9 protein-coding genes are annotated in these 12441 nt (G+C 51.8%); 2 read left to right on the top strand and 7 right to left on the bottom strand.

Translation table 11 applies throughout. The features are described 5' to 3' along the window. Nucleotides 1–13 precede the first annotated feature (13 nt). From AC6RNO_RS13010 to AC6RNO_RS13035, 6 genes are all read right to left on the bottom strand, one after another. On the bottom strand, nt 14–889 hold the full coding sequence (locus tag AC6RNO_RS13010; protein WP_497105683.1) for an ABC transporter permease subunit: 876 nt from the start codon (nt 887–889) through the stop codon (nt 14–16). 18 nt (nt 890–907) lie between these two features. Then, nucleotides 908–1822 (bottom strand): ABC transporter permease subunit, encoded by a 915-nt coding sequence (locus AC6RNO_RS13015; protein ID WP_497105684.1) that lies wholly within the window; start codon nt 1820–1822, stop codon nt 908–910. Between the two features lie 263 nt (nt 1823–2085). Then, complete coding sequence (locus AC6RNO_RS13020; RefSeq protein WP_497105685.1) at nt 2086–4326, bottom strand: helix-turn-helix domain-containing protein; 2241 nt, start codon at nt 4324–4326, stop codon at nt 2086–2088. A 109-nt stretch (nt 4327–4435) separates the two neighbouring features. Continuing rightward, a complete protein-coding gene (locus AC6RNO_RS13025; protein ID WP_497105686.1) occupies nt 4436–5725 on the bottom strand; it encodes a hypothetical protein in 1290 nt (429 codons plus the stop codon). A 38-nt stretch (nt 5726–5763) separates the two neighbouring features. Further along, entirely contained in the window at nt 5764–6273 is a 510-nt protein-coding gene (locus AC6RNO_RS13030) for a hypothetical protein (RefSeq protein ID WP_497105687.1), read from the bottom strand. A 760-nt stretch (nt 6274–7033) separates the two neighbouring features. Further along, nucleotides 7034–7255, bottom strand: coding sequence for a hypothetical protein (locus AC6RNO_RS13035; protein ID WP_497105688.1), 222 nt, complete (start codon nt 7253–7255; stop codon nt 7034–7036). A 40-nt stretch (nt 7256–7295) separates the two neighbouring features. On the opposite strand from AC6RNO_RS13035, the gene AC6RNO_RS13040 reads away from it, so the two are divergent. Then, nucleotides 7296–7736, top strand: a complete 441-nt coding sequence (locus AC6RNO_RS13040; protein WP_497105689.1) for a hypothetical protein — start codon at nt 7296–7298, stop codon at nt 7734–7736. A gap of 866 nt (nt 7737–8602) precedes the next feature. Next, the gene (locus AC6RNO_RS13045) at nt 8603–9499 is read left to right on the top strand and encodes an RCC1 domain-containing protein (RefSeq protein ID WP_497105690.1); all 897 of its coding nucleotides are present in this window, start codon (nt 8603–8605) and stop codon (nt 9497–9499) included. A 141-nt stretch (nt 9500–9640) separates the two neighbouring features. Here the strand turns inward: AC6RNO_RS13045 and AC6RNO_RS13050 are convergent, their stop codons facing one another. After that, nucleotides 9641–12412 (bottom strand): S-layer homology domain-containing protein, encoded by a 2772-nt coding sequence (locus tag AC6RNO_RS13050; protein ID WP_497105691.1) that lies wholly within the window; start codon nt 12410–12412, stop codon nt 9641–9643. Between the last annotated feature and the right edge of the window lie 29 nt (nt 12413–12441).

A 12441-nucleotide genomic window follows, 5' to 3' on the forward strand; every position in this document is an offset into this window, starting at 1 on the left:
TCAAGCTGTTTAGTTAGCCTTTAATCGCGCCGATCATAACCCCTTTCACAAAATATTTTTGCAAAAACGGGTATATCATCAGCATGGGAACTATCAATACGATCACCCCGGCCGCTTTGATCGATTCCGGCGTCATTTGCTGCAAATCGTCCTGGCGGACTGAATTGATCTCTTGCAGGACGGATTGGCTGGCCACCATCTGCTGAATCATGACCGCCAAATTCATCCGGGCGCTGTCATTCAGAAACATGAGCACATGCAAAAACGAATTCCAATAGCCCACTCCGTAAAATAACGTCAGCGTAGCCAAGACCGGCATGGATAACGGGATCATAATGCCGGCGAGCAGCCGCCACTCTCCGCAGCCGTCCAACCGCGCCGCTTCCTCAAGCTCTTCCGGAATATTCATGAAGAAGGTCCGAAGCACCAGCATATTGAACGCGCTGATTAATCCCGGCAGCCAGATGGCGCCGTAAGTATCGATCAGGCCCAAGCTTTTCACAATGAGAAACAAAGGAATCAGCGGCGTTCCGAACAGCATCGTAAATACGATCGCCAGCGTAAAAAAACGGCGTGCATAAAAATAGGATTTGGCCAGCGGGTACGCCGCCATCACCGTAAACCACATGCTGAGCGCTACGCCGACAACGGTAATGACGACACTATTGCGAAAAGCTTTGATCAGATTCGTGCCGGCATACAATGCTTTGTACGCTTCAAAAGTCCAGCCCTGCGGCCACAATGTGACGTGCCCCGATACGATCGCCTGATAGCTGCTCAGCGATAAAGATACGATATGGAGCAATGGCAGGGCACAGCTTAGCGCGGCCAGACCGAGAAAGGCATAGCTCAGCACGTTGAATATTTTTTCGTCCAAAGTTAATTTCATGACGGGAACGCTCCTTTCTTACCACAGTGCTTGATCGAATTTTCTGGCAACCCGGTTCGAAAGGACGACGAAGAAGAAGCCGACCAACGATTCGAATAAACCGACCGCAGTCGTTAAGCTGAACTGCCCTCCCTGGACGCCGACAATAAAGATGTAGGTGCTGATGACGCTCGAAACATCGGTTACCGCCGCATTTTGCAGCATATACACGTGGTCGAATCCTACTTCCATGACGTTCCCCATGCTCAGAATCAGCATCAAAATAATCGTGCTGCGGATGCCTGGCAGCGTCACATGCCAGATTTGCCTCCATTTCGACGCACCGTCGATGCTGGCGGCTTCATACAGATGCGTATCGATGGACGTCAGCGCGGCCAAATAAATAATGGCTCCCCAGCCCGCTTCCTTCCAAATGCCGGAGCCAAGAAAGATCGCGATCCAGCTGTGCTCCTGATACAAGAAAGCGACGGTTTGACCCGTCCATAGCTCCAACAGCTTGTTCACGATTCCGGACTGCTGGGAAAATATCGTGACGACGAGGCCCCCGACAATCACCCATGAAAAAAAATGCGGCAAATAGATCAGCGTCTGCACGACGCGTTTGAACCGCAGCGCGCGAATTTCATTCAGCAGGATCGCGATCAGGATCGGAAACGGAAAGCCGGCGCAAATGCTTAACAAGCTTAACGTAACGGTATTGCGGATGATGGTCACCGTCTGCGGCTGGGTAAACAACGACTTGAAGTGCTTCAAACCTACCCATGGGCTTCCCCATATTCCATCCATCAAATTGTAATTTTTGAACGCTATAACGTTCCCTAAAATAGGCAAATATTTGAAAATGACAAAATAAGCGATGACCGGAACGAACATCATCAAGAGAGGGATATTTTGTTGAAAACGACGGCGCGCTTGCGGCGGCGTATGCTGCATGTCTGATTCACCTCCTTCAGCAGAAACTGGAAACTTTGGAAACTTGAAACCCCAGCCGCTGATGGAATCAATGTACCTCGGAGGTGCCATAAGGCTCAATATACATGAATTTACGAATAAACTCTTTTAGCAAACTGCGGCTGCACTAGGCTTTTGCGAACTTGACGCGCCGATCGATAAACATGAGATAAACCTTTATCGAGGTCTTTCAAAGATGTGAGGGCCGCGTTTAGAGGTAGGCGTTTTCCCGGGAAATACAGGTTCTACTCTTCCTTCCGGTACTCGCCCGGCGTGAAACCGCTGTACTTCTTGAAAGCGCGGATAAACGATATCGCATGCACATAGCCGACTTTGACCCCGATGTCCTGAACGGAATCATCGCTGCTCTGGAGCAGCTTTTTCGCTTGTTCCATCCGGATTTTGACGAGATAATCGACGAATTTTTCGCCGAATTCCTCTTTGAACGACCGGCTTACATGCGAAGCATGCAGCCGAAACCGCTCGCTCAGCGAGTTGAGCGACAATTCCGGATCGGCGTAATGGGTTTCCATATAGGCGCGAATCCGCTTCATTAAAGCATGCGTGCTTCTGACTTCGCGCAAAGCGGCCATCTGTTCCGACACTTCTTCCAAAATACGAAACCAGTGCGAATACGCTTCCTCGATCGTATCGAACCGCTCTATGGCATCGTTCAGCCCCGGCAGCGCCTCCCGCTTCCACAGCTCCTGAAATTCGGCCGATAGTTCGAGCATTTCCCGGTGCAAATGATACACCATATAATTCATAAGATTGCGGATTTCATCGTACGAAAACAGCCCGGCTTTTAATTCGGTAAAAATTTGCTCCAACGCCGGCCTCCACGCCTCGTCTCCCAGGCGAAAAAACTGCGCCAGCGACTTAACGAGGGGCAAATGCTTATACATTTCTTTCTCGGCTGAAGCTTCGGACTCCCAATGGTAGATGACACGGTTGGTTCCCAACGAAGATTTGAAGCGAAGCACGTTGGCTCCGGCATCGTAGGACTGCACAAGCTCCTGCACTTGGGCGACCGCAGGTCCGACGCCGATCGTAACGCGAAAAGGCAAATGCTGCTCGACCCAGGAGCGCACATGTTCGCAAAAATGAGCCGCAAGCTTCTCGCTGTTTTTTTCATCCGCTTCGGCAAACAGGACTGCGCCCAGCCTGTGAGCGGCCGTCCATTCCGCCCATACCGTCAAACGGAGCTGCTCGGCGGCTTCGTAAACGACGCGGCTCAGCACAAATTTCAGCAGCTCCCGATCTTTCTGCGAGAACATTCGGCATACTTCCATGTACTTGTCGAGCTCTATGACCGCAGCGGCAAGCTGCCTGAAGCCGGAAGGCACGTGCAGCCGCTTCATCTCGGCTTTCCATTCTTCGTAGCCGATCGCCCGGCTGCCCTCAAGCCATTCTTTGAAAAAGTGGCGGCGGCGGAAGACGATATCTTCCTCGTGCTGCTTCTCATAACGGCTGGACAGCTCCATTAAATTGCCCAATGCCCGGTCGATGTACTGGAACTCGTCCTGTTTATCGGCATCGAGCCCGATAGCTTTCAGCTCGGAATACGCACGGATGCGGGCCATAATCGACTCGATCGGCCGGTAATTGCGGTGCGTCACATAAGTCATCCAGACTCCTCCGAGGACGACCATCAGCAGGCCCAGCCCGATCCATACATAGGAAAATACGGAGGTGAACGTAAATAAATGCTCATCGTTGAGGCCGCTCCGGTATTCCCAATTCGTATAGTCCGAGCGGATTCGGGTCAGCTCCGACCCTCTCTTGTTGAATCCCGCTGCTCCGGCGGCATTGGCGGATGCCGTCAGACTGTTGCCTTCGGCATCGTACACGTCGATAAAGCTGACCTTTGAACGGGACATGTCGCCCACCATGCTTTCAATCGAGTCCATGCCGATATTGACGACGACAATCCCCTGCCGTCCGGATAACAGAGGAATTTTGCGAACTAAAGAAACGACCGCTTTGCGTTGATCCGTCTCGGCAAATTCTTTGTAGATCCGCCGGTTCGTCAGATGATACAGCGCAGGGCTCTTCATCATCTCTTCAATGAACGTTTCATCGCCGAAACGGTCGACCTTCATCATCGTGTTGGGACTGATGACCACTTGATCGGAAGCCCGATAAATATACAGCGAATCGATAAACTTGTTGTAGTTCGTCATCCCGCGAATCAGCTCGGTGATTTCATAAGCGGAATAGTAGGGATTTCCTGCAAATTTGTTGTCGAAAAACTGGTCGATCCGCCTATCCGTCTGCAGCTCCTTAATCACATATTCATCTATCGTTTTCAAAGCGTAATCTACCGACTGCATGACGTGCAGCGCATACGTTTCGTTCGCCTTCTCGGCTTCTTTTCGCGATAATTGGCTGATCGCAACAAAAATTAGCACAATAAGCATGGCGGCGATCATGAAAAAAACGGGCAAATAGGAAAACAGAAGCCGGTAAAACCATCGTTTGCTCATACAAAGCGCCCCTCTGATTCAATCCGCATGCAGATTGCGAAATGCTTCCTAACACAAGAAAAACCCGTTCATTTCGGGTTTTTCTCTGATAAGTATGCGCGGATTTCATTTATTTAGAACCGCTACTTGTCCATTCCTTTACCCAAGTTTTGTAATTCAACGTGCATACCTTCCCCTCGTATTCCAACTTCAGAATACCGCTGTTCAATTCCGACTCCATAAACGGATTGCGAATTAACGGCCATTCGTCATACCGGATCTCTTTTCCGTTCAGCAGCCGCTGCCCGTCGTACGCGATATGTAAGACGTCCCCGCTTAAAGCCGTATACGTGATGGAGGGAGTCGGGCTGTCCAGCCGTGATGCATCCACATGCGTTCGGCTCATTATGGCATCTTGGTAGCGGCCGAGTTCAGCCGCAATTTGCCGCTCTTCGCTCAACCCGCTGTCCGACTCCCGGGAGTAATCGCTTGGACTTGCCGCTTCCACGATAACGGCATGAATGAGACCGTCGCTCCGCAGCCTTCGGTTTCCGCTTTCGTCAGCTATCCACCGGTACGGCTTCAACAGCCTCACTGCGATCAAAACCGTTCCGCCGTGGGCGAATATGCGGCCGCCGGGCTTTTCGGCAAGGAGGTAAATGGCCTTGCCGGAAAAGAACCCGTCGATATAAGGATCGCGATCCGACGGGAACGGCTGCCGCGGGCCGTATTGGTAAGCCGTCCCCGCCGGAATATGGTACAGCGCGATTAACGCGCTTCGATGCTGAATGACCTGCTCGTATGGCGACGATCCCAGCCAATTGTCCGCATACCGTTCCTCCGGAGAGCCGAAATCGGGAAACGGATGATTGAAAAAAAGGACCCCGGAAGGCTCATCCGAATCCCAATCGAGCGACCATCTTCTTAGCTGTCCGGACCATATCACATCTCCCCGCTTGCCGTCCGTCATACTGCCGAGCGCAAAGCCGGGCGTGACATAGGTGTATTTGCGGACGCCGGTTCGGCTAATATAACCCAGCCCCTTCAAGCCCCGGCTTGCTCCCGCAAGCTCCCTGGTTTCATGAAAATCGTGAGCTTTCGCGGAAACGGAAGTTACGTCGTGCGTTTCCACATGCTCGAACGGAAAGCTTCTGTCCTGCGCGATGCGTACGAGCATATCGGGCGGCGCGTAAGCGGACAGCGCATTAATGACGCTGTAATGCGGCTCGCCATTGCGCAAATCGGGCGTTCGCCCGCCGAAGTACAGCCAGGCCGCCGCCGTTCCCGCCGGCGAACTGCCGAACGTCTCGGTCGGGTAATAATCCCGCGAATGCGCGCCGGTAAATACGCCGTTCAGCCAGTCCCCCGCCGTATTGGCCAAATACCAATCGAGCATCATTTCGGCTTTCTTTTTCAGCAAAAGGTCTCCGGCAAAATCGTATAAAGTTGCCAATGCGTTCAAATACATCGCGCTATAAGTGGTCGAGTCGAACTCCCCTGCCCAAAATGGGAAACCTGGTGAAAATAACGCTCCAAATAGGCGGCGCACCGCACCATAAGCCTGCTTGCATGCTTCCAGTCCGGCCACGTTTGTGCGGTCAAATATCCGGCTGCCGCATTCATGATTTTATGGTTTTCGGTGCCGCTCTCCAGCTCGAACTGATCGTGCTGCAGCATTCGTGCCCTTACTTTTTCCTTTAACTCGGCGCTGTATAGATGGCCGAACCGCAAAAAAGCATCCATATTGGCATAGCGAAAAAACATCCCATGCTCGCCGGGATCGTCGTTGGCCAACCGGACATGATGCAAGGCCAGCTCCGTCTCTCTTTGCAGACCTAACCGCGCAATGGCATCGTACAAGTACCTCCGAGCCTTGTCGGAATCGGGGACAGGATTGAGCGGGGATTGCTCCAACATCATCCGGGCGCGCCGCCGAAACGCTTCTTTCATATGGATATTCGTATCCATAACTACCTCCGCTTCGCGTAGATTTCTCCAAGTACTATAGCTTTCCGGCCGGGAGCAGGCAATAAACATGTTTTGCCCGATAGACGATTTTTTCGCAAAAGCCCTCCACCCGTGCATCCGAACCTGCACCCTGGTTGAGGGCCCCGCGGGGCGACCGGGCCGCTGTCATGCGGCGCAGCGCCGCCGCGCGCTGGGAGCTGCGCACGGTGCGGGCATTCGCGAGGGGCTCGGATGCGCTGGCGGGCCCGAATGCACCGCCGGTGGGGCGCGAAGCCTGCATTGGCGGCGGGCCCGAATGCACCGCCGGTGAGGGGCGAAGCCTGCATTGGCGGTGGGCCCGAATGCACCGCCGGCGGGGCGCGAAGCCTGCATTGCCGGTGGCCTGAATGCACCGCCGGTGGGGCGCGAAGCCTGCATTGGCGGCGGGCCCGAATGCACCGCCGGTGAGGGGCGAAGCCTGCATTGGCGGTGGGCCCGAATGCACCGCCGGCGGGGCGCGAAGCCTGCATTGCCGGTGGCCTGAATGCACCGCCGGTGGGGCGCGAAGCCTGCATTGGCGGAGAGCTCGAATACACTGCCGCTGGACGGCAAAGCCTGCATTGGCGGAGAGCCACCGAAAAGCCTGCAATTGTGCAGGCTTTTTCGACGGAATCGGCTCGTTTTTGGGAAAAGCCTGCAATTGTGCAGGAATTTTCCACTCTGAGAGGGCCCAGCCCGCAATAGCAGCGGAAAAACTGCAGATTTGCAGGAATTTTGCAAATCAGGCGTATTCAGGAGCAAAAAGATGCACTTTTGCAGGTTTTATCCGTGCGCTGCCAATGATGCGCCAGCTTTGGGCCGCCGAGCGCTCGGATGCGCTGGCGGAGGGAGCCGCAAAGCCTGCATTGGCGTAAGGCCCGAATGCACTGCCGGTGGACGGCAAAGCCTGCAATAGTGCAGGCTTTTTCGACAGAATCGGCTCGTTTTGGGGAAAAGCCTGCAATTGTGCAGGAATTTTCCACTCTGAGAGGGCCCGGTCCGCAATGGCAGCGGAAAAAACTGCAGATTTGCAGGAATTTTACGAATCAAGCGCATTCAGGAGCAAAAAGATGCACTTTTGCAGGTTTTCTCCGCGCGCTGCCAATGATGCGCCTGCTCTGGCGACCGGGTTTTCCTTTTTAGCCCGGATGAGCTGGCAGAGGGTTCGAATGCACTGCCGATGGGCCGCAAAAACCGGAAGTTCAGCCCCTTCCGGTTTCACTCCCTTTGGAATTAATTCTATGTTCTTGCATTTGATAGTTCACAAGGCTGCTGCTGACCTAAACATGTCCATTCTATACATATCTAATTTGGCTACTGGTCATTTCGATTGGGGGCAAGGGTTTGAAATTGCATCTCGTCCAGGGAATGGGGGGGAGTTCATATCGGAGCGGGAAGTTAGTGGAAAAAGATACATGATAGATTTGGTAAAGAATCAAATTTGATGATTACCGCTTACAATTTTCTCTAGTACCCCGCCAATTATTTCAATCACCAAAATCATTCCCGATTTTGACGTGCTCAACACCGGAAAATCTGGCTATGCCTATAATCAAAGAGTACTTATCCAATTTAGGCAGTTTCATCCATATGTTGTGTTAGGTGTTTTGTAAGGTGAGGTGGCGAGCTTTATTAGGTGCTTTGTGAGGTAAAGCGCCACAAGATGTCAAGATAGTTTTTTAAAATATTTAAGGTATGAAATATTGCATATCGCTCTTTTTTGTTATCCCTAAGGGATCGGTTGTTGAAAAAACTACAGTGGAAATAATGTAATACATTTTCATGACATTGGTGTTCACAGATGGTGGACGTAGCCCAAGCGAAGCGCGGGGGAAAGCTTTTTCTTTTGGATATACCGTGTTGAAATCCCGTGTCCGAATCGCTATGATCAGGGAAAGGGAAAGATGCAATGCCTCATGATTTGGACCGCGCAATCGCGGAGGCGCTGACGGCACAGGGGCTCGACGAAGACTTGGCGTGGGAGAGCTTTGTGTCCTATCTTGACGGCCACAAGGTGCATTCTAAAGCCGGGAAAGCTTTGCCGTTCTTGCCTCTATTCCAAGACCGATCCCTCGAGACTGGGGCACTTATGGCAACGAATGGTGGAACTTGGACCTAGCCAAGGTGCACGACCGCGATTCTACGTGGCACCCTGAGGGCGGGCTCGGGCCGTGCCCCACGACTTCACCGCCCCGCGCTGGCTGTTGCCCGCGGTGAGGCGTGGATCGCCCAGAAGCCCGGATTTCGCAGCATCCGCTCGGAGTGGAGCCGTTTCATAATAAAATAGGTCTTGTTTTCAAGGAGGTAAAACATGGATTACATTTCATCGAAAGAAGCGGCGTTAAAGGTGAAACGGTGGCCTAAAGATACCATAGCGGCGGGTCGTCGTCATACCGTTGGTCTTAAATCGGACGGCACGGTGACGGCTGTGGGTGATAATAAATATGGCCAATGTGATGTAAGCGGCTGGCGCAATATTGTCGTGGTTGCGGCTGGTAATGTTCATATGGCGACGAACACGGGTAATGCTCATACAATCGGTCTTAAATCGGACGGTACCGTGGCGGCTGTGGGTTGGAATAAGCATGACCAATGCAATGTAAGCGGCTGGCGCGATATTGTCGCGGTTGCGGCGGGTTGGCGTCGTACCGTCGGGCTTAAATCGGATGGCACGGTGGTGGCTGTAGGTCGAAATAATGAAGGTCAATGCAATGTAAGTGGCTGGCGTGATATGGTGGCGGTCGCGGCGGGTGACTGGCATACCGTCGGTCTTAAATTGGACGGCACGGTGACGGCTGTGGGTAATAATCGGTATGGCCAATGCAATGTAAGCGGTTGGTGCGATATTGTCGCGGTCGCAGCAGGTTATCTTCATACAATCGGTCTTAAATCGGACGGTACGGTAACGGCTGTGGGTTTGAATAAACATGACCAATGCGATGTAAGCGGCTGGCGCGGTATTGTGACGATTGCGGCGGGTAGTAATCATGCCATCGGCCTTAGATCGGACGGTACTGTGGCGGCTATGGGTTGGAATGAGCATGGCCAATGCAATGTAAGCGGCTGGCGCGATATTGTCGCGGTTGCAGCGGGTTGCGCCCACACTCTCGGCCTTAAATCGGACGGCACTGTGGTTGCTGTGGGTGATAATGAATATGGCCAATGCGATGTAAGCGGTTGGCGTGGCATCCAACTGCCCGGCAATTAGTTTTCTTTTAAACATGGCGTATTCTATGTAACATTATAAGGTGCTTTGTGAGGTGCTTTTCGCGATTCATCGAAACATACAAAAAAACTCGCCCTTCATCCAACCGATGTGGAAAAATGAAAGGCGAGTTCTTCTTCGCGATTATTGCTTATTTATCATTCGATAAATGATAACTGCAGTTTCAGCCCTTGTTGCTGTGCCGAGAGGGTTGATTCCATTTTCGCTTCCTTCTACGATGCCCTGCTTGACTAAGGATGCTACTGCTTCTTGTGCATAAGGTGCGATTTGGGTGCTATCGGCGAATTTGGAAAGATCGGCAGTGTTCCCTGCAACCGAATTGCCGGAAAGCTTTAATGCCCTTGCGCAGAGCACCATCAGGTCTTCGCGGGTAATATCCTTTTTAGGATTGAAGGCGCCGTCTTCCATACCGTTAGCAAGACCTAGCTGCTTGGCTATGCCAAGTGCTTCGTAGTAGTAGTCGCTCTTATTCACATCGCTAAAGTTGGATGCGAATTCCGCCTTAAGATTCAGCGCGCGCACAAGAAGTACTACGATATCCGCGCGGGAAATTTTTTTGTCCGGAGAAAACGTTTTGTCCGCCGTACCTTGTATGACACCTTTAGCTGCCAACGCGTCAATTGCTTTGGCTGCCCAGGAGTAAGCTGCATTCACATCGCTAAATTTCGATGAGGCTGGTGTGGTTGGCGATCCGGTCGATCCTTTAGGAGCATCAGGTTTTGACGGCGTTTGCGGTGCGGCAGGTTTAGTATCGGAAGGTGTTCCTGTAGAACCGCTTGACGAACCAGTGTTATTGCCCGAACTTCCACCGGAGCTGCCTCCACTGCCGCTACCACTGCTATTTACTTGAACTGTAGACGTTGCATTAAAGTTTCCGTAAGTAGCCGTAATTACGGTGCTTCCCGGGCTAATTGCAGTCACAAGACCACTGCTGTTTACAGCAGCAATTTGCGGCTGAGAAGACGTATAGGCTGTATACTTGCTGACATCTACCGCAGTATTATCAAAATAAGTCGCTGAAACTACGGTACTATGGGTACCGCCAACATTTAACGTATAGCTGGACGAATCCAAAGATATTCCTGTATAGTTTACCGCTAACTGGATATTATCGGAATTATAGATTACCTTCACTTTATATTGACTAGGTAAGCCCGCAGTTTCAACTGAAGAAAACTGTCCATTCCGTTGATCCTTACCATGGGTTATGATCGTGTAAACGCCGCTGCCTGGTACATAATTATCCACAAAATTCAGACGTAATTTCCCGTTAGGATTTACCGCGCCTTTAATGTTGAGCAGATCATCTTTGCCGCTAAGGTTGAGTTCAAGCGTACCGCCCGCAGATTGTGCGTAATTTCCGCCGATGGTCATTGTTCCGGGAACATTTTCAACGAGAGTTCCCCCGTTGTTCGCGACGTCGCCGCTTCCGAATGCTGTCTTCGAATTGCCCTCAAGCGTACCTCCGTCGATCTGTGTACCTCCGGAATAAGTATTGTCGCCCTGCAGCTTTAAAGTACCCGTTCCCTCTTTTGTCAGCTTACCTGTACCGGAGATGTCGTTCCGCCAGCGATCCAATACGTTGAAACCGCCTTTGCTTGCATCCATTGTCACTGTAACGTCATTCGCGAAAGCGCCGTAACCATCCGCAGCGGCAAAGAGGTTAAGCCGTCCCCATCCCTCGGGATCATCAAGCAGAGGATAGCCGGATGGAAGACCGGTCGTGGCCAATACCCAGCGGCGCTGCGTGCTGTCCAGGTAGGGCAAACGGGTTTCCAACAAGACTTCAGCGCCCTTTGGAACTACCACCGGGTTCGTGGTTGCATTGATCTGGTTAAATCCATATGTCAAACGCTGCGTATAGTCTGCTTTGTTCTTTGCATAATCATTGAAGCGATCCACCGCTGTACCGGTTTGCGTCAACAAATTCGCATGAGCATTGTCATAAGCAGCTTGTTTCATCGCGGCATTGGCCGGATCATTCAAAGTAGCGGCCGCCAGGGCCGTTGCCAAGACACGTCCTCCCATGACATCTAACGGGGAGTGCATACCGGTTACAATCCGATTGGTTCCAAGTTCCGAAGCCCGGGTCAAGAGCTCCTGGAACCGTTCGGGTACTGCGTAGGCTAATGAAAAAGCGGCGAGATACGCAGCATTCGTATGACCGCTAGGGAAGCCGCCGTCCGAGGCCGGAGTACTGCTTTTTGCGGGAATCAGGGTAGGTATAAGAACATTTTCGCCAAGCTGACGCCATGGTCGAGGATACTGAAAGAAATTTTTGGATGGATTGCCTGATGCATAGTTGCCTCGCAACGTTCCGATCAGAGTTACCATCTTGCCAAGCTCGGAGTTCACATCTCCTGCAGCATTGGAGCCGTTACCGTCGTCATATTTTTTCACTGTGGCATCTGCTGCAACACCCGTAATCGTTGTATATGTTCCCGATTTGGTCCGATACACATCAGTGAGTGATCCTAAACCTTCCGTGACAGAGTATGTTTGATTTCTTCGATCATCCAAGTATGCCGCCGTTTCTTGATCAGCAGTGCGAGCAGCTGCAATATTTCCCACATACTGCATGTTAGCATCCAGCACACTGGGGTTCAGCTTGGTGCCATTTTTCCAGTAATACACCGAATCAGTTACTTTGTCACCAGGTGTCCAAAGATCCAGAAACTTGGAAAGCGTCCCAACGGCAGAATTGGAGCTTACCGTACTATTAGCCGAAGTATTATTTTGATAATTATCTACAAAATACCCCCAAGGCGGTGCTGACTGCGGGGTTACTGTAGTTGGTAATGCCGCCGCACTTGCAAAGCTTCCATTCAGAGAGCTTAGCAGCAGGGGCAATACCAAGGCAACGGATACTTGCTTTCTTTTGAATTTCGTTGTCAAATCATGTCCACTCCTTATGCTATGTTTAT

The organism is Paenibacillus sp. sgz302190 (genome assembly GCF_059820445.1).

Excerpts from the sequence above, each read along its gene's own strand:
- AC6RNO_RS13010 (WP_497105683.1), bottom strand. The coding sequence starts at position 889 with ATGAAATTAACTTTGGACGAAAAAATATTCAACGTGCTGAGCTATGCC.
- AC6RNO_RS13015 (WP_497105684.1), bottom strand. The coding sequence starts at position 1,822 with ATGCAGCATACGCCGCCGCAAGCGCGCCGTCGTTTTCAACAAAATATC.
- AC6RNO_RS13020 (WP_497105685.1), bottom strand. The coding sequence starts at position 4,326 with ATGAGCAAACGATGGTTTTACCGGCTTCTGTTTTCCTATTTGCCCGTT.
- AC6RNO_RS13030 (WP_497105687.1), bottom strand. The coding sequence starts at position 6,273 with ATGGATACGAATATCCATATGAAAGAAGCGTTTCGGCGGCGCGCCCGG.
- AC6RNO_RS13040 (WP_497105689.1), top strand. The coding sequence starts at position 7,296 with ATGGCAGCGGAAAAAACTGCAGATTTGCAGGAATTTTACGAATCAAGC.
- AC6RNO_RS13045 (WP_497105690.1), top strand. The coding sequence starts at position 8,603 with ATGGATTACATTTCATCGAAAGAAGCGGCGTTAAAGGTGAAACGGTGG.